This window comes from Sporosarcina sp. FA15 (genome assembly GCF_051550195.1).
Taxonomy (GTDB): Bacteria; Bacillota; Bacilli; order Bacillales_A; family Planococcaceae; genus Sporosarcina; species Sporosarcina psychrophila.
The window spans coordinates 1399108-1421336 of record NZ_CP188818.1 but is presented as its reverse complement, the minus strand read 5'-3'; the positions used below and the strand labels follow the sequence as shown (position 1 = coordinate 1421336).

General features: G+C 36.3%; 27 protein-coding genes, 2 pseudogenes and 1 riboswitch. Of the genes and pseudogenes, 18 read left to right on the top strand and 11 right to left on the bottom strand.

What is annotated here, in order from left to right:
- The first annotated feature begins 280 nt into the window (after window positions 1-280).
- The 6 genes and pseudogenes from ACP8HG_RS06825 (at window position 281) to ACP8HG_RS06800 (ending at window position 3038) form a co-directional block, all read left to right on the top strand.
- A complete protein-coding gene (locus tag ACP8HG_RS06825; protein WP_338656542.1) occupies window positions 281-1126 on the top strand; it encodes a GNAT family N-acetyltransferase in 846 nt (281 codons plus the stop codon).
- Between the two features lie 147 nt (window positions 1127-1273).
- Window positions 1274-1483 carry a hypothetical protein gene (locus ACP8HG_RS06820; RefSeq protein ID WP_438298408.1) on the top strand — a complete coding sequence of 70 codons (210 nt, stop codon included), beginning with the start codon at window positions 1274-1276 and terminating at the stop codon, window positions 1481-1483.
- 92 nt (window positions 1484-1575) lie between these two features.
- Window positions 1576-1842 (top strand): annotated as a pseudogene (locus ACP8HG_RS06815) (holin).
- Window positions 1843-1931: 89 nt separating this feature from the next.
- A complete protein-coding gene (locus ACP8HG_RS06810; protein ID WP_438298407.1) occupies window positions 1932-2420 on the top strand; it encodes a glycoside hydrolase family 73 protein in 489 nt (162 codons plus the stop codon).
- 37 nt (window positions 2421-2457) lie between these two features.
- The gene (locus ACP8HG_RS06805) at window positions 2458-2856 is read left to right on the top strand and encodes an N-acetylmuramoyl-L-alanine amidase (protein WP_438298405.1); all 399 of its coding nucleotides are present in this window, start codon (window positions 2458-2460) and stop codon (window positions 2854-2856) included.
- Between the two features lie 56 nt (window positions 2857-2912).
- Window positions 2913-3038, top strand: coding sequence for a hypothetical protein (locus ACP8HG_RS06800; RefSeq protein ID WP_257722477.1), 126 nt, complete (start codon window positions 2913-2915; stop codon window positions 3036-3038).
- Window positions 3039-3332: 294 nt separating this feature from the next.
- Here the strand turns inward: ACP8HG_RS06800 and ACP8HG_RS06795 are convergent, their stop codons facing one another.
- Window positions 3333-4091: an NAD-dependent epimerase/dehydratase family protein gene (locus ACP8HG_RS06795; protein ID WP_438298632.1), complete on the bottom strand. Its 759-nt coding sequence runs from the start codon at window positions 4089-4091 to the stop codon at window positions 3333-3335.
- Between the two features lie 145 nt (window positions 4092-4236).
- On the opposite strand from ACP8HG_RS06795, the gene ACP8HG_RS06790 reads away from it, so the two are divergent.
- The gene (locus tag ACP8HG_RS06790; RefSeq protein WP_438298404.1) at window positions 4237-5112 is read left to right on the top strand and encodes a LysR family transcriptional regulator; all 876 of its coding nucleotides are present in this window, start codon (window positions 4237-4239) and stop codon (window positions 5110-5112) included.
- 564 nt (window positions 5113-5676) lie between these two features.
- Here the strand turns inward: ACP8HG_RS06790 and ACP8HG_RS06785 are convergent.
- Window positions 5677-6307 (bottom strand): annotated as a pseudogene (locus tag ACP8HG_RS06785) (YczE/YyaS/YitT family protein).
- Between the two features lie 113 nt (window positions 6308-6420).
- Between ACP8HG_RS06785 and ACP8HG_RS06780 the strand changes: the two are divergent.
- Genes ACP8HG_RS06780 through ACP8HG_RS06770 form a run of 3 tightly spaced genes read left to right on the top strand, consistent with a single transcriptional unit; the run spans window position 6421 to window position 8051 of the window.
- Window positions 6421-6873: a MarR family winged helix-turn-helix transcriptional regulator gene (locus ACP8HG_RS06780; RefSeq protein ID WP_067209658.1), complete on the top strand. Its 453-nt coding sequence runs from the start codon at window positions 6421-6423 to the stop codon at window positions 6871-6873.
- A 25-nt stretch (window positions 6874-6898) separates the two neighbouring features.
- On the top strand, window positions 6899-7417 hold the full coding sequence (locus ACP8HG_RS06775; RefSeq protein WP_338656550.1) for a GNAT family N-acetyltransferase: 519 nt from the start codon (window positions 6899-6901) through the stop codon (window positions 7415-7417).
- Between the two features lie 22 nt (window positions 7418-7439).
- The gene (locus ACP8HG_RS06770; protein ID WP_354313144.1) at window positions 7440-8051 is read left to right on the top strand and encodes an FMN-binding negative transcriptional regulator; all 612 of its coding nucleotides are present in this window, start codon (window positions 7440-7442) and stop codon (window positions 8049-8051) included.
- A 302-nt stretch (window positions 8052-8353) separates the two neighbouring features.
- On the opposite strand, the gene ACP8HG_RS06765 is transcribed toward ACP8HG_RS06770, so the two are convergent.
- Together ACP8HG_RS06765 and ACP8HG_RS06760 are read right to left on the bottom strand one after the other, a co-directional pair.
- The gene (locus ACP8HG_RS06765) at window positions 8354-8938 is read right to left on the bottom strand and encodes a hypothetical protein (protein ID WP_354313143.1); all 585 of its coding nucleotides are present in this window, start codon (window positions 8936-8938) and stop codon (window positions 8354-8356) included.
- Entirely contained in the window at window positions 8907-9575 is a 669-nt protein-coding gene (locus ACP8HG_RS06760) for a toxin C-terminal domain-containing protein (RefSeq protein ID WP_438298403.1), read from the bottom strand. The genes ACP8HG_RS06765 and ACP8HG_RS06760 overlap by 32 nt, the downstream gene beginning before the upstream one ends.
- An 870-nt stretch (window positions 9576-10445) precedes the next feature.
- On the opposite strand from ACP8HG_RS06760, the gene ACP8HG_RS06755 reads away from it, so the two are divergent.
- The gene (locus ACP8HG_RS06755; RefSeq protein WP_067209646.1) at window positions 10446-11330 is read left to right on the top strand and encodes a GNAT family N-acetyltransferase; all 885 of its coding nucleotides are present in this window, start codon (window positions 10446-10448) and stop codon (window positions 11328-11330) included.
- A 731-nt stretch (window positions 11331-12061) separates the two neighbouring features.
- The gene (locus ACP8HG_RS06750) at window positions 12062-12451 is read left to right on the top strand and encodes a YybH family protein (protein WP_067209643.1); all 390 of its coding nucleotides are present in this window, start codon (window positions 12062-12064) and stop codon (window positions 12449-12451) included.
- 608 nt (window positions 12452-13059) lie between these two features.
- Here the strand turns inward: ACP8HG_RS06750 and ACP8HG_RS06745 are convergent.
- Window positions 13060-13695 (bottom strand): FMN-dependent NADH-azoreductase, encoded by a 636-nt coding sequence (locus ACP8HG_RS06745; RefSeq protein WP_438298402.1) that lies wholly within the window; start codon window positions 13693-13695, stop codon window positions 13060-13062.
- Between the two features lie 164 nt (window positions 13696-13859).
- Window positions 13860-14303 carry a carboxymuconolactone decarboxylase family protein gene (locus tag ACP8HG_RS06740; protein WP_067209638.1) on the bottom strand — a complete coding sequence of 148 codons (444 nt, stop codon included), beginning with the start codon at window positions 14301-14303 and terminating at the stop codon, window positions 13860-13862.
- Between the two features lie 210 nt (window positions 14304-14513).
- Between ACP8HG_RS06740 and ACP8HG_RS06735 the strand changes: the two genes are divergently transcribed.
- The 3 genes from ACP8HG_RS06735 to ACP8HG_RS06725 all read left to right on the top strand — a co-directional run bounded on the left by ACP8HG_RS06735 (window position 14514) and on the right by ACP8HG_RS06725 (window position 16040).
- Window positions 14514-15017 carry an RrF2 family transcriptional regulator gene (locus ACP8HG_RS06735; RefSeq protein WP_067209635.1) on the top strand — a complete coding sequence of 168 codons (504 nt, stop codon included), beginning with the start codon at window positions 14514-14516 and terminating at the stop codon, window positions 15015-15017.
- A gap of 632 nt (window positions 15018-15649) precedes the next feature.
- Window positions 15650-15841, top strand: coding sequence for a hypothetical protein (locus ACP8HG_RS06730; protein WP_338656562.1), 192 nt, complete (start codon window positions 15650-15652; stop codon window positions 15839-15841).
- Complete coding sequence (locus ACP8HG_RS06725; protein WP_342538273.1) at window positions 15834-16040, top strand: hypothetical protein; 207 nt, start codon at window positions 15834-15836, stop codon at window positions 16038-16040. Before ACP8HG_RS06730 ends, ACP8HG_RS06725 begins: the two co-directional genes overlap by 8 nt.
- Before the next feature lie 169 nt (window positions 16041-16209).
- On the opposite strand, the gene ACP8HG_RS06720 is transcribed toward ACP8HG_RS06725, so the two are convergent.
- The 3 genes from ACP8HG_RS06720 to ACP8HG_RS06710 all read right to left on the bottom strand — a co-directional run bounded on the left by ACP8HG_RS06720 (window position 16210) and on the right by ACP8HG_RS06710 (window position 18699).
- A complete protein-coding gene (locus ACP8HG_RS06720) occupies window positions 16210-16689 on the bottom strand; it encodes a BclA C-terminal domain-containing protein (RefSeq protein WP_338656566.1) in 480 nt (159 codons plus the stop codon).
- Window positions 16690-17602: 913 nt separating this feature from the next.
- The gene (locus ACP8HG_RS06715) at window positions 17603-17944 is read right to left on the bottom strand and encodes a response regulator (protein ID WP_438298401.1); all 342 of its coding nucleotides are present in this window, start codon (window positions 17942-17944) and stop codon (window positions 17603-17605) included.
- Window positions 17945-18001: 57 nt separating this feature from the next.
- Window positions 18002-18087, bottom strand: a riboswitch (cyclic di-GMP riboswitch).
- 213 nt (window positions 18088-18300) lie between these two features.
- Window positions 18301-18699 carry a hypothetical protein gene (locus ACP8HG_RS06710; protein ID WP_340742155.1) on the bottom strand — a complete coding sequence of 133 codons (399 nt, stop codon included), beginning with the start codon at window positions 18697-18699 and terminating at the stop codon, window positions 18301-18303.
- A 296-nt stretch (window positions 18700-18995) separates the two neighbouring features.
- Here ACP8HG_RS06710 and ACP8HG_RS06705 point away from each other — a divergent pair, with 296 nt between their 5' ends.
- A complete protein-coding gene (locus tag ACP8HG_RS06705) occupies window positions 18996-19226 on the top strand; it encodes a hypothetical protein (protein WP_342538271.1) in 231 nt (76 codons plus the stop codon).
- Between the two features lie 376 nt (window positions 19227-19602).
- Window positions 19603-19758 carry a DUF6877 family protein gene (locus ACP8HG_RS06700; protein ID WP_354313136.1) on the top strand — a complete coding sequence of 52 codons (156 nt, stop codon included), beginning with the start codon at window positions 19603-19605 and terminating at the stop codon, window positions 19756-19758.
- A 130-nt stretch (window positions 19759-19888) separates the two neighbouring features.
- On the opposite strand, the gene ytzI is transcribed toward ACP8HG_RS06700, so the two are convergent.
- Window positions 19889-20041 (bottom strand): YtzI protein, encoded by a 153-nt coding sequence (gene ytzI, locus ACP8HG_RS06695; RefSeq protein ID WP_338656573.1) that lies wholly within the window; start codon window positions 20039-20041, stop codon window positions 19889-19891.
- 192 nt (window positions 20042-20233) lie between these two features.
- Entirely contained in the window at window positions 20234-21094 is an 861-nt protein-coding gene (locus tag ACP8HG_RS06690; RefSeq protein WP_338656575.1) for a manganese catalase family protein, read from the bottom strand.
- Between the two features lie 604 nt (window positions 21095-21698).
- On the opposite strand from ACP8HG_RS06690, the gene ACP8HG_RS06685 reads away from it, so the two are divergent.
- Window positions 21699-21902, top strand: coding sequence for a hypothetical protein (locus ACP8HG_RS06685; protein ID WP_399632476.1), 204 nt, complete (start codon window positions 21699-21701; stop codon window positions 21900-21902).
- Window positions 21903-22229 lie beyond the last annotated feature (327 nt).

Here is a 22229-nt window from a genome sequence, read left to right as displayed (position 1 = left end):
AGAAGTAAATGCAGTGCTCCTAGGGATATCTCCAGTCAATGAAGATTGCTTAACTTCATTTTAGAAGTAGCTTTATTGTTAAAGCTTTTTTATGGTTAAATAGGTTTTGGCAGCGGGATAGCTAAAGTGTTAGTTGAAGGAGCTAAACAAGGCTTTAGATCTGAATAAATTTGTAGGCTAGACAGATTATCAAGGGGAATATTAAGAAAATATTTATCATAAGGTGTTTCGTATTTTATTAAAAAAGTGAGGGTAAGCCATGAACATTTCGTATAAATTGATGTCTTCATTAAGTTTTAAAGAAGCGCATATCCTATTTAATCGTGGATTTGAAGGTTATTTAGTGCCGATGAATTTAACTTTTGATACATTCGTAAGTCGTTTTGGTAATGATGGATTATCTGCGGCATTATCCATCGTTGCATATGATGGAACAGATCCAATCGGCTTTGTGCTCCAAGGAATTAGAGAAGTGAATGGTCAAAAGATTTCTTGGAATGGTGGAACAGGTATTAATCGAGAATACAGGGGGAGGAAATTGGGTTATTCCTTGATGGAGGAAGCGGAAAAAATCATAAAGGAACTTAATGTTTCTATAGCAACTTTAGAGGCGCTTTCTGAAAATAAGGCTGCTATATCTTTATATGAAAAGTGTGGTTACAAAGTAGAGGACGATTTACTCTTTTTACGTGCAAATGAAATTTTAGATAGTAAGTTACCGGATCTAGACGATTATGAAATAATAAGAATTCCGGCTACCCAATCTATTGGATCAGATTTATTTTCAACTATCGTCCCTTGGCAAACGGATGCTAGTAACACGTCAAAACTAGGTGGAGAAGCTGTGATGATATCAAAGAATGGAGAGGTGCAGGCAGCTTGTCTTATTCGGAAAAAACGTGTTTTTGGCAATAAAACGGAAAGCATTACTTTATTTCAGGTGAAGGAAAATGGGAATGAAGATGCTCTAAACAAACTCCTTGCTTACGCATTAGAATATGACCAATCTGTCAATCGTACAACTTATAACTTCTTAAAAGGAAATGGTTGTGTAGTTTCATCTTTACTGGCAAGTGGTTTTGAAAATACTCCAGTATCACAAGTTTTTATGACGAAAAGTTTCTGAAATATCCGGTCGATCACCCGAAAGAGCGTATGGACTGGTTGCTTTTTAGTTTTGCGGTCACATATAAAAAACAAGTAACTGTATGCATTAAGCGATTAACAAGAACGTCCATATCGGGCGTTCTATTTCTTTATCCAAAATTAAGGAGTGATTGAATGGATATCGGAAGGCATGCCTATTTTACAAAATCAAGAACAACGTATAACTATTCTTGAGACAACAGTTTCCGGGCTATCTCACAAAATGGATAGCGTGAAAACCGCAGTGGAAACAGAGGGAGCCGAACAAAAAGCATTACTCAATAGACTAATCGACCATCATCTCGACACAAATAAAATTAAGTTGTCACAGTTTTGAAAAATGGCACTTAATTTATCGGTAGCATCCGGAACTATTGGTGTCATCATTTATGCTGCTACACAGTTTTTTAATTAAAAGGAGGAAAAATAATTACAGACGTATTAATTTTCGCAACAATTCTAGCACCAATCATTTTGGCGGCACTCCAACTGATTAAAATAACTGCACCAATAAAATAGAATTTCGTTCCGCTCATCGCATTCGTGGTGGGCATTTTTATAGGATTTGCAGCATCTCTGTTTACGGATTTGGATTTAGTCTTGCGATTGTGGGTAGGAGGACTAGCGGGATTATCAGCAACTGGACTATTTGAGTTGGGGAATAAAAATGAAGGCTACACAAAGGATGAGGGCTAATGTCATTCATTGACACCCTCACACCATATGAAATAAAACACGGGAGGGCTCATGGAGTCCTTCCTTCTTTAATTATCGCCTAGGGCATTTTGGAATCAGCATTCGGGCCATCTGAATTGGCCAAGAACGCAAACAACCATTTTGGAATAAAAAAAGGCAGTGACTGGACTGGTCCCGTTTACGAAAAACGAACCGACGAGACGCCATATCGTGTAACCGCAGAATTCAGGAAGTATCCAGCCCTAGATGGATGTGTTATTGATTTATGCGGTAAATACGTTAACGGAACTGGATGGGAGTCTCACAACCGATACGCAGCAGTTTTAAATCAAACAGATTATATGAAGGCAACAGCTGCAGTTAAAGACGCCGGTTATGCAACAGATGTTAACTACCCTGAAAAGCTTAATAAATTGATTGAGCGATATGAGCTAACTAAATACGACAAGGAGGATGGTAACTTGGTCAAAATCGCACTAGACTCCGGACATGGTATCAATACTGCGGGCAAACTAACACCTGATGGTGAACGTGAATGGTCATTTAATAACAAAGTGTTATTGGCATGTTCAGTCTGACTGAATAAATACCAGGACGTTCAGATCCTCAGACTGGATGGCCCGACTGGAAACACAGATGTATCCCTTGCGACGCGTACCAATAAGGCAAATGCTTGGGGAGCATCTTATTCATCACAATGCTTTTGATGGTAAGTGGGGCAGTCACGGAGGTGTTGAACCACTTGTTCAAGAGACTACCGTAAGTAAAGCATCGAAAGAAATCGCGGCAATTATTCAGCCACGCATTGTACAAGCAATGGGCCTACGTAATAGAGGAGTAAAAACCGACAACCTTCACATGTTGAGAGAATCAAGCATGCCCGCTATCTTAACGGAAGGTGGCTTCATGGACTCGACAACAGACATCGGCGCATTAAGAAGTGATGCGAAACTGAAAGCGCAAGGTGAGGCTATCGCGGATGGTCTAGCTGTGTACTTCAGTACTTCAAGTTGAAACTAAAAATAACGGCGACACCCACGCCTACACCACCAAAAGAGGAGGATGAGGAATTGAAATTTTCAAGCCCGGCATTAAAATTTGAAACAGAAACATCTCTAGCGAGTAAAGCGCATCGTCAAATCATCGTAGCTGCAGCTGTGGAGGCGGGGCTCATGCATCGTGGGCTGACAAGTTAGCGAATGGCACGCTAACAGACGCGGATGTATTGGGGTTAGCGGTTAAATATACTGTTGCGGTAAATAAGTAAGAACAAAGTAAAAAGCGGCTCCTCTACAGATTAGATTGTGGAAGAGCCGCTATATTTTTTCTTTTCTAGAGTCAATACCAAGAATTCACTAAAATTTGATTCAAACCCAAAAAGGTTTAAATGGATTTTTGACACAATATGTCGTGGTTTTTCAAGATGTTTTCGCGGGGTATGACCTTTTTGAAGGACAATCAAAATTTAACCTTTTCCTTATTTGGACATTCTATTTATCAAATAACTTAACCCCGCTTAGTTCAAATGCATCCGCACTTGGGTTGTACCCAACTAATTTTTTCGTTTCTTCAATATCAAGCCGTTTAAACCTATTGTCCGAAATGCCGTGTAAAATCGAAAAGGGTGGTAAGTTCTTTGCAGTCATTGACTTCAAAAGAAGGTCAATAAAATCTTCAGGGCTTAGGTAAGCACTCATATCTCGGGCTGAGAGAGGTTTTCCATTTGGGTTATAATCATCATACGCTCCAATGCGGATAGCAATGCTTTGCAAATCTTCTGCATAAGCAAAATATGAAGCAACCGCCTCTACAAAACACTTACTGACTCCGTACATATTTTTAGGTCTAATAGGTGAATTAGTATTCACTTGGTAATCCAGTGGATAGCTTTCGATTGTTTGGGCGCTAGAAGCAACTATCACTTTGGATACGTTATTATCTTTAGAGGCCCTAAAAATATTATATGTCCCCTTTATATTATTTTCTAATAATGAGTCATAAAAATCAGCTTCTGGTGAAGGATCACCAGCTAAGTGTATAACTAAATCCATCCCTTTGATAGCCTCTTGACAAGCTGCTGAATCAGATACATTTAAATAAATTATCTCATGACTCGCATCTTTGAAAACCTCTAAAGCAGATAAGTTAATATCTGCTAATCTTAACTGGTAGTTTCTCTGTCTACCTAAAATGTTTACGACATCTTGACCAATCCTACCTGCCGCACCTGTTATTAATACTCTTTGCATCATATCTCATCCTCTCACCACTAAATTATCTATCAAAACAATTTGTAAAATAAAGCATGAACTTAGTATAAGTAGAGGGTTGTAATTAATAAAGCGAAAAATTATAATGAACCTCATGAATAAAATTCATGAGGAGGTAGCGTTAATGAGCTTAGTTAAGTATGAAATTTTTAACAAGGTAGCAGAGCTAAATAGTTTTACCAAAACTGCAGAAGCTTTGGGAGTTACTCAATCTGCTGTTAGCCATGCTATAACCAGTTTGGAAAAAGAGTTTTCTCTCCCTTTATTTATTCGTAATCACTCAACAATTACGTTGACAAAAAATGCGGAAGGTCTATTAATTGTTATTCGAAAAATTCTATATTACAACAACATGTTGAGACAAGAAGTGGACGCCATCAATGGTCTAAACAAAGGAACAGTAAGGGTGGGAGTTTTTACTAGTATCTCAACAAATTGGATTCCAAGTATTGTTAAAGAAATGGAAGATTATTATCCTAATATAGAAATAGAACTATTGGAAGGCAACTATACAGAGATTAAGCAATGGTTACAAAGTGGGAAATTAGATTGTGGGTTTATTAATAATGAAACATATTTAGAGTCGTTTGAAATCGCGCAATTGAAGAGAGACCGCCTCTTATGTGTTGTATCAGACCAATCTCCATTAAGTAAGGAAAGAAAAATATCTATTCAACAAATCGAAAGTGTCCCTTTTATTATGCCAATTTATCAATGCTATCATGATATACAAAAAATCTTTGAGGAGAACAAAGTAACTCCTAATATTAGATTCGAAAATATGAATGAGAATTCGGTATTTTGGATGGTAGAGAATAATCTGGGGATTAGTATTATGCCAGAAATGATTATCCCGAAATCTATCGATTCTATAAAGGCTATTCCACTTGAAATAGATAGCTATCGAACGATTGGATTAGCAGTAAGAAAACCGCCCTCACCAGCAACTAAAAAATTTTCTGAAGTTACTAGAAGATGGGTACTATCTAAATATACTTAAAATACAAATTACAATATCACCTATAATTAATTCTTGTTCAGTAGTACTAATAATTTGAGTGAAATGTTATTCTAGAATGTGGTTTGATTATGAATTAAGTGGAAAGTTGTTAACCAACCAGTGAGGCAATTTATATCTATTTCTCTAACCTGTTGTTTTTGAACAAACGAAAACAATTTTTGAAACAAAGGAGATCGTCTATTGGCGGTCTTTTTTGATTGTCCAGTTATCTGAGGAAAGGTTAATTAAGACTAAAGAAAAAGCGGAACCTCCACAGACTTAATTGTGGTAGGCCGCTTTTTTTATTTGCCAAGACACAGTCATCTATTCTTGGTTTACATACATAATTCACTTATCCCTACAAAAGTAAACGTGGAAAGATAAAATTGATTATTGAGAGCAAAGGGTGACTACTCATTTAATTAAGCGGATGCCTTTATTGTTTGTCGAATAAGAGGTATTCATATGAATATGGACGAATAAAAAACAATGCTCTGTTCTTATTGAATTAACGGAGCAGTTTAGTTCAACAAGAAAAATAAAAACCATTCTATAGTGAATGGTTTAATCTTTATCATAATTTAGTGATGTATTGGATTGTGTTAATATGTGGTCTAATACTTTTCTAGTAAATCTCATAAAGTAATTAAGTATTTGCCCCCCCTAAACAAACAGTTAATAAAGTACCAACGCCAATTGGTCCATTAAAAATCAGTGCCATTATCAAGAATAAGAGGTAAATGAATGTTCTCGAAAAAAATATAGTTGTGCTGGTTAATTCTTGTATGATTAATGTTAATCGATCAACTGGAATCGGTGCGAAATTTGTGTGTAAATATGTTGCAGTTCCTATTCCAATCACAACTAAGCCTATTTCAAAGCAAACAATTTTGCTGTACCATAGTTCAGGCGTTATCAAATTGTGTAATAAAAAAAGCCACATATCAATACCAATACCCGTTATAAATGCCGTTAACAACCCCAAAAATTCTGGCCTTTTTCTTTTTAAAAAAGAATTAAAACATATCAATATTAAAGCTGTTATTACTTCCCAACTTCCCACAGTAAGCCCCACATTTACAGACAGCCCTACCAATAGTGCATCAAAAGGTGAAGTTCCAAGGTCTGATTGTATAGTGAAAGAAATACCTAGAGTTAATATTAAAATACATAATACATAAAAAACATATTTCACTTCACTCGACCCCTTTATTATTTTTTGTTGCAAATGCAACAATAATAAGGTAAACTTAATGTATGTTATTTTTATCCCAAAAGCAATAAAAATATGTTCTAAGGAGTAAAGTTATGAAGGGAATTCTTCGTGAAATTGGAATGATAGCAAGGGCATTAGACTCTATTAGTAATATAGAATTTAAAGAATATGACCTTACAAAAGGGCAGTATTTGTACCTTGTACGAATATGTGAAAATCCAGGAATCATTCAAGAAAAGTTAGCTGAGATGATAAAAGTAGATAGAACTACAGCAGCTCGTGCTATAAAAAAACTTGAAATGAATGGCTTTATTGAAAAGAGGGAAGATGCACATAACAAAAAAAATAAACAACTGATTCCAACAGAGAAGGGGGAAAATGTTTATCCTTTCATAAAAAGAGAAAATGATTATTCCAATATCATGGCATTAGAAGGATTTTCCGAGAAAGAAGCAGAAACCACTTTCAATCTTCTTCAAAGAATAAGAAAAAATGTAGAAAAAGACTGGGTATTTGTAAAAAAAGGAAACAAGAGAAATTATTGATTATATAAAGGAGTGATATATTCAAATGGTTATAAATATAAAAAAGTGTACCCTTGAAGATTCACGTGAACTTCGAGAAATTAGTCATGAAACGTATAATGAGACATTTAAGCATCATAATTCAGCCGAAAATATGAATGTCTATTTGGAAAGGGCATTTAACTTAATGCAATTAACAAAAGAATTATCCAATCCTTCTTCGCAATTCTATTTTGTTTATTTTAATAATGAAGTCGCTGGATATTTGAAGGTTAACACTGATAATGCTCAGTCTGAAGAAATGGGCGATGAATTACTTGAAATTGAGAGGATTTATATTAGGAACAAGTTTCAAAAACAGGGACTTGGTAAGTGCCTCCTAAATAAAGCGATGGAAATTGCGATGGAATGTAAGAAAAATAAAATTTGGCTAGGCGTATGGGAAAAAAATGAAAATGCGATTGCCTTTTATAAGAAAAAGGGGTTTGTTCAAACTGGAGCCCACTCTTTTTATATGGGTGAGGATGAACAATTGGACTTTATAATGACCAAAACACTCATATAACCATTTTGAAAGGTGGATCACTTTGTATATTCCAAAATATTTTAAAGTTGAAAATGTTGATGGAATATTGGATTTTGTTCAAAAAAACTCTTTTGGTACGATTGTCACAACGAAAAAAGGTAAACCAATTGCCACTCATTTGCCTTTAGGCTTAAATAAAAAAGGGGATGATTACTATATTACTGGACATATGGCTTATGGGAACCCTCAATGGAGAACATTCGAAACCTGTAAAGATGTATTGATTATGTTCCAAGGACCACACGCTTATATCTCTTCCTCTTGGTATAATCAGGAAAATGTCCCGACGTGGAACTATCAAGCTGTCCATGTATATGGTAAAGCAATCATTTTAGAGAATGATGAGTTAATAGAAGATTTAACAAAAATGCTGGAAAAATATGAAGGAAATCGTGAAAACCCTGTTTTATGGGATAAACTTTCTACTCATCTTTTAGAAAAGGAACTGAAAGGGATAGTTGGATTTAAGATTAAGGTGGGAGAAATTCAGGCTGCATATAAATTAAGTCAGAACCGAAATGAATCGGATTATATTAACATCATTAGTAAATTACAAAATGAAGGGAATTCAAATTCGGAGCAAATGGCGGAGCTGATGAAAAATAGAATGTAAAATTACATATAAGCACACTTATATTCAACCCTCAGACGCAAGAGTTTAAGAACGGGGCATAGCTGCCATTTTGGCAGTTTCTCTCCAGGTTGTGAGAGGTTGTACTTAAACTAACGGGTGCTGGTTTAGTTCAACAACAGGAGATCGTCAATTGACGGTCTTTTTTATTTGCCCAGTTGTCTGTGAAAAGGTTAAATAAGTACAAAGTAAAAGCGACCATCCACAGATTGTGTGGATGGTCGCTTTTTTTGTTCGGTTCTAAGTGGTAGTTTTATAAAGTTTTTTCACTCTAACTTCTGAAATTAGTCTAAAGGTTCATCGTAAAAAGTATCGAAAATACCTTTATACTTCATTTTTAAATTTTCAATATTCTTAGGGTCTTTAGAAAGTATATTGATTACGTCTCCACTCCCTCCGATATGGATCAGATACTTACTTGTGACAATAATAAACAAAGCTTTGGTGGCGCGATTATTTTTGTAGAGAAGTGCGTCTGTTGTATATAATATCGTTTCATTTACTGAAACATCTTTTATTAAAGCAATTTTGCCAAACCCCTCATGAAGATCAAATTCTTCACTAGTGAATTTGTATTCCTTCCAATTTGTTAACCGTAAGCGCTTTGATAAGTTATTAGTGATATATTTATTTCTTGTATTATATTCTAGAGAAATGAATAAATCGACAGTTGGTTCATTCGTTGTAAGGTAATCGATAAACATTTGAATCCCTTTTACTCGAATTTCTCTAAAATAATCCGTTGAAAATCTAACACGGTTTTCCATCGGTGAATCAAAATACATTGAAGAACCCCACGGCTCGGTTAATGTAACTCCAGACTTTGCCTTAATGGATTTATTTGCCAATACGGTTGAGGTCCTTATCATATGTACCACTCCTAGTAGTTTCATTACAGATTTTTTTGGGTGAAGAGCCGCCCTTCCAAGCTCCACCAATATGACCATCTATATCACAAGAAATATAATCAGGTCCCTTTTTGGTCTTTTTATCCTTGCTGAAAATCGCAACTTTACTACATCGTTCACTTACTTTAGTATAATCTAGTTTGTCTGCGGCTGTTTTTGCCTCTGCATCTGTCTTGTATACAGGTTCGGCTTTAGCGGGGAAAATTAGATCCATTACTTTCTTCGCCATCGCTGATCCGGCTTCCCATATTACATTATTAATAATAATAGCACCTGATACAAGCACGGTAACCGTTCCGATACCTGCGAGCTGATATTCCCCTGCCACTGTGCTTCCACGAAGAGATAGTGTATTTAAGTCTTCTTCTAGAGGTTCTTCTCCAAGAACCTCTCCTTGGGATAGTTCTAACTCTTTAATTATTTCAAGTAATTTCTGCTCAGACTCATCAATGCTGTTAGGGAAAACCCCTTCAAGTTGATTAAAATCGCTAGAAATTGGTAAATCTCTTTCTTCTGCACCGGCCAAAGGAACTGAGATAGTAGTAGTGAATAAAGCGAATAGACATAATAAAGCAAGAACCCTCTGCATCTTCTTCATAAATAATTATCTCCAAATTAATATATTTACTTTAATTAACGCAAATTCCATTACACACAAAATACCCGGAAAACACAATGCATTAAGCAAGGCGTTACAGTAGAAGGAATGGTAGCTCTCATAAATAATTAAGAAGATAGGTAGGAAAGACTTGTTCTTGGCAGTTGAAAGTGAATAAATAATATTACAATACATCCAGAATGTTCTATTGCGACACGAACGTTCATTCGGTATGTTGAATCAAAAGGAGAGAACGAGTGTGCGTGATAAATTAATTAAGTCTGCAGAGTTCAACAAATAAAGATATACAAATTGCCAAAAAAAGTTATACTGTTTTACCTATTTGGTAGCGTTTAGCCAAAGGGGTGTTTTTATGTCGAAGAGAAGAAGGTGAGAAACGAATAATTTATATAAATAAAACTACTTCAGTATAAGTCGTTCTTTATAGAGCATTGATACTAAAAAATCATGAAACAAAAATAAGACAGAAATCTAACAATGTGTTACTATAGATTCATTCTTAAAAACAGATGGGAGATTAGACTTTTATGCTAAAACTTATTATCGCAATTTAAATTCCAATGAATTTAATAGGAGGGCTATTCTATAATTTATTTATAGATTTATTTGTGATGTCCTTTTGCGATAACTAAGAGAAGCAATATAATGTCTAATTCATATAAGCAGATATATTTAATCCGACTAAAGGCAAACACTTGATTTAGGCCGGTTAATTTTATTTTTTGCGTATAAGAAGACTTTATGAGTTTATTCTCATAAAGTCTTTTTTTCTGTTTTTAGGAGGTGATAATTCCCATATACACATGTAATGCACCAAGGTGAATGAAACAAAAATCGGAGGGAATTTAAATGGGGAAATATGAATTAGTAAGTGATTATCGTAATAATGAAAGCTTGAAGGAGAATTTTAATACCTTAGCTATGAAAACATTCGAATTAGATTTTCGAGGCTGGTACAAAAAAGGGTACTGGGATGAAAAATATATACCATATTCATTTGTCGATGAAGGTAAGGTTATCGCAAATGCTTCAATTAATAAAATGTCAATAGTTATTAATGGTAAAATGTGTGAAGGGATTCAGATTGGTACAGTAATGACAGATGAAAATTATCGCAATCAAGGTTTGGCTAAGCAATTAATGCAGCATATTATGAAAGAATACGAAAATACTTGTGATTTCATGTATCTTTTTGCGAATGATACTGTATTAGATTTTTACCCGAAGTTTGGATTTACACGTCTAAATGAAAGTGAATTTAGCTTAGACCTAGCAAAAAGTTCAATTCAAATGAATAAGGATGCGAAAGTAAAGCGGCTTACTATTGAAATTGACCTTGCATTACTTGAAAAATTTGCGGAAAATCGCCATGTAAACTCAACGATTTTAGATGTTGAGAATAATGAAAGTTTATTAATGTTTTATTTCACATTAGCATTCCGTGAAGCCATTTTCTATGTGGAGAATTTAGAAACGATTGTGCTAATGGAGGAAGAGGAAGACACACTGCATATTTTCGATATCATTTCGTTAAAAGTGCCAAATATAGAGGCTGTATTAGCAAGCATTGTAAAGGAAACAACGAAAAAAGTGGTATTTTATTTCACACCTGATTTTACAATCGAAGGCATGACAGCAACCATTATGCCAAATGATGATGATGCTTTATTCGTCTTAACGAAAAAGTCATTGCTGAAGGGTAACTTTATGTTCCCGTTAACATCACATTGTTAATTGGAGTGAAATACCTATACAGGAGTTAGTATTGATACAGCTTGCACTTTAGGATTTTGTGCCACACATGGTGCTATGGCGGGAATCAAAACGGAGGATTATAGAAGGAATCGATTTACGGACCATGGTTGTCATACTTGATAACATCGAGAGGATTCCGGTGTCGGATATCATCGGGGCGCAGTGTGAAGGGTTAATTGTAATAGAAGGAACAGCCACCAACTCAGTTGAGAAGGTGGCTGTTATTTGTTATGAGTCGTACGCCTGCCCGCGTTATTTAAAGTTTCCCCAAACGTCCCCCAGCATAGTCCTCCAGTTACACGATTTCATAAGAACTCTTACGTTTCACATTAAGCGGCATGATGTGGCGGTTCAAATAAACAAATGTTGCTGATGTCGCATTTTTACTCCTTTAAAATTCACATATGGAACGCCCAATTAGTAGAAATAGATATATTTTCTATACACGTAAGTCGATAAAATAAATATTCCATTTTGTCATTGATTTTTATTCAAGCATCTCTCACGAGGTACTTTTTTATTTGCTTGCAATGCGAAAATTCAAAAGGAGAAGTATTTCTACATGGACCGTCGCTTTTCAATTGTCGAATAAAAGAGGTATTCGTATTAATGGAGACGAATCAAGTACAATGCTCTATTCTTCTTCAACTAACAGGATATTGGAAATTAATTGGGAAATTTAAAATTATAAAGATAAGGAGTGGTGTATTTTGGAACACGAATTAAAGGAGTTTATCAAGAAGTGTGATAAAGCAATAAAACAGGAAGATTTTGACACTCTGAAGAATTACTATACTGATGATGCGATTCTGGTAGTAAAACCAGATATGATTGCACGAGGAAAAGAGGAAATTAAGCAAGCGTTCATTAAAATTGCGAAATATTTCAATAACAGTCTTGTCCCAGTACAGGGAGAAATGATTATTTTAGAAGCTGGAGATACTGCATTAGTTATTTCTCAAACGCTACTTGAGGCTGATAAAAATGAAACGAAATATTCTATGGATAGAAGGTCAACCTATGTGTTTAAGAAAAATTCACAAGGCGAATGGCTTTGTGCAATCGACAACTCATATGGTACAGACTTAATCAATAAGTAGACTTTTGTTAAATAAGACCATAGCAAAAGCGGCTCCTCCACAGATTAGATTGTGGAATGCCGCTTTTTTATTTATCCAAATATCATTTGGTATAATTTATTAATTTCTGATATTCAGTTGTGATAGGAACGATCGTTCTGTATGCTAATGAAAAATGGGAAACGAGTGTGCATAATCAATTAGTTAGGTCAGTGGAATATCGTGAACACCTAGATATGATGTACATGGCTACCGACGACATCACCGACATGGAAACCAGACTCATAAGTCTTCTTTACAAAATTAGATAATAAACCGAAGTTGCATGCCCCAGCTAAAACAAATAAAATGTATTCACGATGCTTTTTTGAGTTCTAACTGACCCCTCAGAACGATAGATACGACTTTCCTGTTTTGATAGAGGTGTATCGCTAAACCACGAAGACTTAATATAAAGTCACCATTCAAATCCCGCATGAGTCCAAAACTCGTAGTTTTAGGATCATGGTAATCTGCAAATGAGAAACTCAAGTTACTGTTTAACCAACCAAATACAGCATGGTGCTGAGATGATACTGGAAATATTTGATTCATTGTCACACCCGATTCAGTTATTTAGTTCACGAACTTTAGAAGCTTTTGGCTAGTTCGATCGCTTGTTGAATAGCTTTTTCTTTAATCGTAAGTGCTTGATCTGGTGCAGCGCTCATGCCCTCGATATAAATAACATCAATTGAAGGTATACCTATGAATTTAGATACAGCTGTCAAGTATCGGTGGCTGAATTCGAACCCTGCCATTGGTCCCTCGGAGAGCACGCTGCCGGAAGCTTGAATATGAAGCAGTTTTTTGTCAGATGCTAAGCCAATAAAGCCTTCTGGCGTATATTTAACTGTTTTTCCTGGTACACATATGGCGTCAATATAAGTTTTCAATACAGGTGGGAATAAGAAATTCCAAACTGGATTGACGACTACGATTTTATCTGCAGCGAGAAATTGATCAACCAGTTCACCCAAACGAACTATTTTAGCCTGAGAACCCGCGCTCAATTGATCAAAAGAACTGCCGCTTCTCAATAGGCCCCAACCACTTAACACTTCGGTGTCTAGTTGCGGGATATCTATTTTATATAGATCTAGATGAATAACTTCATCGTTTGGGTTTGCTCCATGGTAAGCTTGGATAAACTCGTGGCCTACAGACAAACTATTGGATTCACTCTTATCTAGTGGGTGTGCGGTTACGTATAAGACGGTTGACATGATTGATTTCTCCTCGAGGTTAACTAGGACCTGAATTTAATTGATTAGCGATGCTCATTAAGGTAAGCCATGAAGACCGGCCTCGGTCTTCAATGGACATACAATTGTAAGAGCTATCCTAAAGTTATTCTTATTAAATTTCACTATTCTCAGTAAGCTTCTCTTTACTCCTTTTCAGGGAACATCCCCGTGGAGATGGCGATTCGATTCCATGCATTAATGGTATTAATCGCCATAATGATTGCCACATATTCTGCCTCATCCACATGTGCCCGAACTCTTTCATACAAATCCTGCGACACACCTTGCTCTGAAATACGGGTTACAGCTTCCGTAAGCTCAAGCACCACTCTTTCTTTGTCGGAATAAAAGGGTACTTCACGCCACGCGTTAAGTAAATAAATCCGCTGCTCCGTCTCGCCCATTTTCCTTGAATCCCGTGTATGCATGTCCATACAATAAGCACACCCGTTAATTTGTGATGCTCTGATCTTAATGAATTCATATAGCTTAGCATCCAATCCACTTGTCTTAATAAACCCTTCCAGTTTCATCATTGCCTGCAAAGCACCTGGGCTTGCACTGATATGATTTAATCTAACCTTCATAGTAATCTCCTCCGTGAATCTAAATTTGTCCTTGCCTCTACAACCTATCGTCGATAACATCAATCGACGATAGGTTATGACCACAATATAACTCTTTAGTTTATGGCTGTCAACAAAAAAAATAGCTGAAAATTTCCATATTTGACAAGGGTTTTAAATCCACCTAAGATGGTTAGTAGCAATCTTTATATGTAGAAAGCAGGTGTTTGCATGCAGTATAGTATTGGTGTTGAATATGGATTGCATTGCTTGGTATATTTAATTGATATTCCTCCTAATGACACAATTGGGATTAAAGAACTTTCCGCTTTTCAAGGCGTTTCAGAGACCTATCTTTCGAAGATTTTTAGTAAATTAACAAAAGCGGGTATCGTAAGTTCTGTTCCAGGTGTAAAAGGAGGCTATAAACTGGCCAAGTCTCCTGCGGAAATTTCTTTTTGGGATGTAATTGAAGCTGTTGAAGGTGCTTCCCCCATTTTTCAATGTAAAAATATTAAAAATAATAGCTACCTATGCCGGGATGAAGACTATGCAGCATGCGCTCTAGCTTCTCCCTGTGTGATTAACTTAGTTATGCTCGAAGCAGAAGATAGTATGCGCAATATTCTTCGTAACAAGTCACTTACTTGGTTGAATGAAGAGCTTGATCGCGTATTAACCCCACAATCGCGCAAAGATACTCGTGAATATTTTGCTAATAGCAACAATGTTTAATGGTGAATTTAAATGGGGAAGTTTCTGGTTCACTTATTATGGGGAAGTCGGGAGCAAATTCAATGTGAAATCGTTTGGATACAACACGCTGAATGGGTAGGATTGAAAAACTATCTTCATCCTGAATTATTCATACTTGACCAATCAAACAACCGGTTAATCCAAATCCATTGTTTTCGAACCCCTTTAAAGTCTTTACTGTTTTTCTTCTTTCAAAAATTTCAGTTTCCATTTAGCGGCTTGTAAAAAAGGGATTTTGAACAGACTTATCCCAAGATGCCCTAAATCTTTTTTAGTATATTTAATAGATGTTTAAGTTTCTAATTAAATAATTTTTATGTAAACTCAGGCTTTAATAAAAAGAATCTATTTTGATTAAATTTTTCAATATGGATTCTTTTAAATTACAGAAAAATGCAGGTTTACATGACGCTGTTGACCGAAATTTACTTCTAAGTGACACAAAATCCAAGATTTAGAAGACAAATAGTAAACAATTACTTGACAACAGAAACGATGAATGATTTATTGATCTAACTGGAACTGAAAAGTTGTGGGGTGATCCAGAACAAACAGTCAAGGATATACAAGCGGAAATACTGGAAACTTTAAATTTTCCGTCCACGACTGGCATGGAAATAGAAGTTGCGCAAAAAAGGGAATGCAAAGTACACGTAAAGTTGTGGGATAAAGGGAAAGTCATTTTTTACATGGTTGTCATAAAAGAAATAAATGTTGAGGCGATGTGGATTACGGTCGATAGTCCATTCGGTAGGGACCGTATGCCGGTGGAGGACATAATCGGAGTGGAATGTGTTGAATAATAAACAGGGTAAAGGCGACCTCTCGACGAAAGAAGGTCGCCTTTTCAATCTGGTATCTGGGATAATACCGGATAGGAATTTATTGAATATTGCATTCATTTGTAATGCAGCGAACATGTTGAAGTTTGTCGGTGCGCAAATTAGAATCGTTTGTTTGTTTAAGGAGGCATCGACTTGTTTAATTGAACCGGTAAATTAAAACGACCAATCCGAATAGGGAAAGGTCGATTTGTTTTTGAGTTTCTTCTATGGATAGTAATTACTTCCGACTTTTCACCTCTATTTTTAGAAGTTTTGCATCAGGTGATTGTTGAAGCCTGTATTAAAATCCAGTGAAACCAAGATGTTTTATACCGAATAATTTCTACCTAAGCATTGGGATTCAACATCTTAATGACAATAGAAGCATTTACATTAGCTTGTGTACCACCTATCACAGACGCAAGACCAACTGCTGCAGCAGAAGAATGATTTCGAAGGGTAAGAACATCGTTGGCTACTATGGCAATAATAGCCTGCCCGTTGTTTTGCTGAGTGCCAGCACCTGAACCATAGACTGTTCCGGGAACCAGCGATCCATTTAAAAACAGTGCAAATTGGTTAGGTTCCGTACCTGATACAGAGAAAGTAACCTCGTAGTCTCCCGGAACGTTAATCATAATTTGAGAGGTTCCAAGGGTATGCACAATTCCAGGTGTCATTAATCCATTTGAATCAAACAAAACATCAGCTTCTATAGGTACCGTTTGAGGAGTTAGATTGTAAATATACCCGTATTCGCATAACCCGCATGTGGCTCCGATAGTACTAGTGGAGCCAGCCTGCCCGATAGCCCTGATTGGCCCCATGAACACTCTTGGTACTCTACATATATTTTTGCAAGAACATGGACTGATGTGACATTTACTACATTTACGATTAGAGAAGTGGTTATTAAAATTCATTCTTTCACCTCCATCTGTAGTATCCTATTCTTGCAAAAGAGGAAATGAAGGGCAAACACCTTGTTGATTACTAAAAAAGAAATAGACAAGAGATTGATCCTGGTGAAACTGAAGAAATGTGTGATAAAGTCAACCACTTGTTTGAAAAGCTGGGAAATGAAAAGTGAGTAAAAAAACAGCCACCAACTCGATTGAGAAGGTGGCTGTTATTATGTTATAAGTCGTGCGCCTGTCCGCATTTAATGTGTCCCCCTGAATGTCCCCCAACCACACGAATTCAAAAGATTTCCTACGACTTTACTTTAACGGCGTGGCATAGTCGATTAGTACCTGGATGCTGAAACTATCATATTATCACACCTGCAGAACGTACGTACGAAACGGCTGATTAGTCTAGCACGAAATAATTCATAGTAGCAACAATGCTTATGCCTCAAGGCTTATGAGGGGTTTAAATGAAAACAATCTCCAAATATTCCACCAATTTGAAAAGTGAATGTGTCACTGTAGGCTTTCGCTAATTTGACTTCGAGGTTTTTAAATGAGTGGCCATCCCGTTACAAGGTTGTGGTGTACGAGCCATTGTTGCAGCGGGAGTTGTATGAGAAAAGGCAAGAGGCTTGGAAGTTATGGCGACAGTAATGACCTCGTTTGAAGGATGGACATTCATTATTTTGACTTTGTTAATCGCGTTAGGATTTTATTAAATTGGTTGGATGCATGGGCGGGGGAAGTGATGGAGTAAACACGAATTGTACATTTAAGATGAAAAAAAGACCGTAATTTCTTGGTCTTTTATGTTAGTGTACTATGTTTTTCAATAGATTTTATTTAATTGGGTAATAAGTCCATCAAAAAAAGGCTTCACGATAAAATCTGCGGCTCCATTTTCTAAAGCCTCAATTATTAAATCTTGAGTCCCTAAGGCTGAGCACATAACAACACGAGCATTGGGGTTTATTTTCTTAATTTCTTTTAGCGTAGCGATACCGTTCATATTTGGTAAAGTGATATCCAATAAAACGATATGCGGGAAGTGTGATTTATAAAGAGGCACAGCATCTTCTCCACTCCCAGCTTCAGCTACGACATAATAACCGTTACTTACGATAATATTTCTTAATAGATTTCTCATGAATTTTGAATCATCTACGAGCATTACTGATTTATTGAAAATGATCCTCATCCTTTTTAACAAGTGATAGAAAGCAATACACTTGGTAACCGGCTACCATTACAAATAGTTGTATTAGGCCCTTGGCTTTGCGTCCTTACCTTTCGATAAGTTTGCCTATATACAAACTAACATACTTTGATAGAACAATCTTATGAAAGAGTCTAATACAAAGGAGTAGTAGGCAAATAGGTGGGTTATTAACATGTGCTGTCCGAAAAGAAAAGACCACTGATTAAAAATAATCAGCAGTCTTTATCACAGTCATCTTGAGATTTATGCCCGGAAATTTCGAACAACCATTGTTAATCCACGTTTTTCAAAATTATTGTCGCTTTCTCTTACCTATCAAAGCTACCTAAAATCATAAAATCTACAAGAATTCCACTCACTGGATTTTCTGAACCTAATACATTAATTCCTAGTACTACTATACTACTATTATTTGTGACATTAGCAGAGACGAATTTTGCAGCAACATTCTTTTCTCGCATTTGTACTCTCGGTCTTGCATTTATCGAAGGATTTGTAGAATATACGCTTGATACAGCATAGTCAATAGTTGTTAATAATGGAATACCATTAGATAATCCGTTTTCTGTGAAATAAAGTGTGGCTATACCATTTGCGTCAGATGTAGCTTGCCCATAAACAATCCGCTTTACTTTTTTTGGATTGGACTCTCCTGCCTTAAACACTTGAAGAGCTGTTGGTGCCATTAAAACAAACTCAACGCTCATAGCTATTCTCCCTCTGTAATACTTTGATATCTATTACAAACAACAACATTGATTAAATGTATGACTGGCTATACCTTAATATTCTTTATGCTTTTTATTAGCTTATTACATTCAATGTTCCTTGACGATTCTTGCTTTTTTGCAAAGTGAAAATGCAGTGAAAGCCATCAAAATGTAGTACGCAGTTCGACCAAAATATGTAGCAGATGTGATGGAAACTTATTAAACTATTTTATTGCGAATGTAATAAAAACGAGCATTAAGGCTTGGTAGCGGTGAACGTGGAGGAAAACGACTTGAAGACAACTCCTTATAAAAAGGCAACAGAAATGTATATCGAAGTCATTGTAGCGGAAAGTGTGGATGAAATTCTAAACGAGGCCGAACCGAATCTACGGACTAAAGAATATGCATTTATGAAATTCATGAATGCGCCTAATACGCAGGATCACACAGATAGGGATTTATTACAGGAATTTGAAAGCACCACAAATGGCTTTTTGCAGGCTGACAGTTCGTTACTTTAACGCACAGTACGAGGAAATGGGAGACCCATTATATGCAGTAAATTAAGAAGAGGACTAGATATTATCATAACGAAATCAATTTCTTCCCCCAGGCACCTAAGCGATATAGAAGCAGAACCTGGAAAAAAACCACTGACTTTTAGTTTAAAGATAATGTGACTGTTTACAGTACGCCTATTAGCTTAAGCAGTAAAACTATTACAAGAATCGAAATAATAACACTTAGAATGTATCTCAAGGATATCCCTCCTTTAGAATGATTGTACCATGGTTACTGTAACTAAAAGTGTTTTTTTTAGGAGTTTATTTCAAATTTACAAGCTAGTGCAATAAGTGGGAACGCATAGTCTGACCAAAAAGCGAAGTAGATAACTGAATGACCTCATACGAAGAAATAATCAAACTTTTAACCCGGTTACTGTTAGAGGTGCTGAAAGATATTGAACGACGCACCAGGGATTGGATGTGGAGTGCTAGCGATAGGACGATCCGTATATTCGTCAGCACCAAACATTCTGTGAGGGAGTGTTAACCGTGGTGCAGCAACTTACTATTTTTGATGCGCTGTCAAAATGATAGAAAGGACTTTTACTGTCATATGCCGGTCCGCTCTATATGTATAAATTAATTTTCATAGAAATAATTCATTAATCTATATCGATTCACTCTCTATTCATTTCTTCTATATGATCATCAATCGGATCAATCGTATGTTTATATCGATAACTTTTATGGACGACGAAATAGATGAAAATGAGTTCTAAAACAAAGATAATAATACAAATCCATATCCAAATCCATGTTGTAACTGTCATTTGATAGTCTCCATTCTGACTTTATCTAATGTAAGTTTACTACGAAATCTGCTTAATTATAGGTTAGTCAGTTATGGATCGGTGACAGTTTGGAAACAATCCTATAAATCTGAGTTCTGTGAGGTTCTATTTAATGAGGTTAGTTACACGAAGAGATAAAAAAACAGTCCCTTATATAGGGACTGAAAGAATTTAGTTATTCATGTCTTGAATACCTGGACTATGTTCATTTGGCATGTCAGGCAGTAAAGGAACCGGGAATCCAGCAGGTGGAGGAGTAACTTTAAGTTCGCCATTATTTCTGCTAGGGGACTGTCCTTGGAAAATTTCCCCGATTCTAGTTGGGTCTAATCTGAAATTGAACTGGGCATTATGATACCCTAACTCCACATATTTTCTGCATTCAGGATATTTATTTATATCGTAATTCGGGACAGGGAACAGCTTGCCCCAATCAACGCCGAGCGTTTCCAATGCTTTTGCAAACGCATTCTGATGTGCGTTATCTCTCACGATTAGGAAAGCTAATGTCTCGCGAAATGTTTTGTTAGAACTCATTTCGTAAATTCGAGTTTTTTGCAAGACACCGGTTGATTCTAACACCAGGTTATCGAGCATATCACTAATCAAATTGCCATGGCTATAAACCCAAGAACCGTTCCAAGGATTCCCAGTAGCATCTACAGGGAGAGAGGCTTGAGCACCAATAATGTAGTGATGAGGATTTGCGTGTCTAACGGCATCATCGAGAGGTGCTTGATCGACGCCAGCATTACCTGGTACAGCAGATTCACCTGAATCATTTAACAATTGATTGATTGTATTCTGGACAAGTTCAACATGAGCGATTTCTTCCAAAAACACACCACGAAGTAAGTCGCGATATTGTGTTTCCTTACCTCTGAAATTGGAGCTTTGGAAAAAGTACTGCATCATGGTACGCATTTCTCCAAAATGCCCACCTAGAATTTCTTGCATTACTTTTGCAGCTTCAGGGTCGGGTTTATCGGGAGGAGTGACGGGATTGATCAATTCTTCTTTGTAGTAATACACATTTAGCACCTCATTTATATATTTTTACTAACAGTAGTATCAAGCAAAATGAAAATTTTATTCACAATCAAAATAATCGTCTATCGGAAAAAATGAGGACACTGATTCAACTTAACGGTTGTTTTAGTTTTATTATTGGATTTTAGTCTTTGCACTTATTTTGCCCGAAAACAGCTAATGGGGCACCAAAGTAGGAAAAGTCGATGGGAATCAATCAAACTGAAAGGATTAGAGATGTTTTTCGAAGGAGTAAGCATCTCCAACAAGTCATTAGATAGGAACGAAGTTAAGGATAATTCAAGAGCGTATCCACGTAGTTGGAAATGTGAGAGGGATAGAAGTTCTTCGTTGGATTCTTGAGGTGAAGAAGTACTCTTGGATAAGCACGTCCCATCCGACACCTGAAAGGCTCCATCGTGATGCAAATGTCAGAAATGCCAAATACGTCGAGATATTGTTCTTAGAGAATAAAGAAGATAAACTTAAAGGCAAGTCGGGAGTGCGATAATTTGTATGTAGAACTATGCAACAGTCCAATTACATACGAGTGTTAACTTTTAGTTTACCTATATTTCTGATAACATCGGTTGCGGGAGGTGAGAAAATGCTTGAATTTCAGATAACACTTCATTTTAATGATAATGAAACTTTCATTATGAACTTATCTGCGAGTAGTCTAGAAGATGCGTCGATAAAAGTTACTCAAATGATACAAGATAAACACATTCATCAAGATATAATGGGGAATTCCTATATAAAAGGATATAATCTTGCTATGGTACAACGTTTTCATGTATCCAACAGGTAAAAGTTATGAGTTTATTTAGCATCTTGCTGGGTGCTTTTCTTACGTTCAGTCAAGTGTTTTCGTGGGCTTGCTTGCTGCATACACCGATTGAACCTGACCTGTAATCTCGATGCAACAATGGCCAACTAAACAATTTCCGAAGTTACAACCCAACCCAACAGCTTAGTAACCATCCGATTCAAACCCCGCATTATTATTAGCGCCCAGATTCAGCGACAAGCAGCGAATCGAGGAGCTGGGGTTCATGGCTAACGATGCAATTACGTGTGTTCGCGAGATTTTGATTGTCGTTGAATGAATTCTTGGAGTATCTCTTGAATTTAAATA

What these genes read in the sequence shown, in the direction of transcription:
- ACP8HG_RS06790 (WP_438298404.1), top strand. Translation starts at nt 4,237, where the DNA reads ATGAGCTTAGTTAAGTATGAAATTTTTAACAAGGTAGCAGAGCTAAAT.
- ACP8HG_RS06745 (WP_438298402.1), bottom strand. Translation starts at nt 13,695, where the DNA reads ATGTCAACCGTCTTATACGTAACCGCACACCCACTAGATAAGAGTGAA.
- ACP8HG_RS06715 (WP_438298401.1), bottom strand. Translation starts at nt 17,944, where the DNA reads ATGCTCGTAGATGATTCAAAATTCATGAGAAATCTATTAAGAAATATT.
- ACP8HG_RS06825 (WP_338656542.1), top strand. Translation starts at nt 281, where the DNA reads ATGTCTTCATTAAGTTTTAAAGAAGCGCATATCCTATTTAATCGTGGA.
- ACP8HG_RS06720 (WP_338656566.1), bottom strand. Translation starts at nt 16,689, where the DNA reads ATGGGGCCAATCAGGGCTATCGGGCAGGCTGGCTCCACTAGTACTATC.
- ACP8HG_RS06765 (WP_354313143.1), bottom strand. Translation starts at nt 8,938, where the DNA reads ATGATAAGGACCTCAACCGTATTGGCAAATAAATCCATTAAGGCAAAG.
- ACP8HG_RS06775 (WP_338656550.1), top strand. Translation starts at nt 6,899, where the DNA reads ATGGTTATAAATATAAAAAAGTGTACCCTTGAAGATTCACGTGAACTT.
- ACP8HG_RS06710 (WP_340742155.1), bottom strand. Translation starts at nt 18,699, where the DNA reads ATGAGCGTTGAGTTTGTTTTAATGGCACCAACAGCTCTTCAAGTGTTT.
- ACP8HG_RS06740 (WP_067209638.1), bottom strand. Translation starts at nt 14,303, where the DNA reads ATGAAGGTTAGATTAAATCATATCAGTGCAAGCCCAGGTGCTTTGCAG.
- ACP8HG_RS06755 (WP_067209646.1), top strand. Translation starts at nt 10,446, where the DNA reads ATGGGGAAATATGAATTAGTAAGTGATTATCGTAATAATGAAAGCTTG.
- ACP8HG_RS06700 (WP_354313136.1), top strand. Translation starts at nt 19,603, where the DNA reads ATGACCTCATACGAAGAAATAATCAAACTTTTAACCCGGTTACTGTTA.
- ytzI (WP_338656573.1), bottom strand. Translation starts at nt 20,041, where the DNA reads ATGACAGTTACAACATGGATTTGGATATGGATTTGTATTATTATCTTT.
- ACP8HG_RS06760 (WP_438298403.1), bottom strand. Translation starts at nt 9,575, where the DNA reads ATGAAGAAGATGCAGAGGGTTCTTGCTTTATTATGTCTATTCGCTTTA.
- ACP8HG_RS06730 (WP_338656562.1), top strand. Translation starts at nt 15,650, where the DNA reads ATGGAAATAGAAGTTGCGCAAAAAAGGGAATGCAAAGTACACGTAAAG.
- ACP8HG_RS06735 (WP_067209635.1), top strand. Translation starts at nt 14,514, where the DNA reads ATGCAGTATAGTATTGGTGTTGAATATGGATTGCATTGCTTGGTATAT.
- ACP8HG_RS06685 (WP_399632476.1), top strand. Translation starts at nt 21,699, where the DNA reads ATGCTTGAATTTCAGATAACACTTCATTTTAATGATAATGAAACTTTC.
- ACP8HG_RS06805 (WP_438298405.1), top strand. Translation starts at nt 2,458, where the DNA reads ATGGCCCGACTGGAAACACAGATGTATCCCTTGCGACGCGTACCAATA.
- ACP8HG_RS06795 (WP_438298632.1), bottom strand. Translation starts at nt 4,091, where the DNA reads ATGCAAAGAGTATTAATAACAGGTGCGGCAGGTAGGATTGGTCAAGAT.
- ACP8HG_RS06780 (WP_067209658.1), top strand. Translation starts at nt 6,421, where the DNA reads ATGAAGGGAATTCTTCGTGAAATTGGAATGATAGCAAGGGCATTAGAC.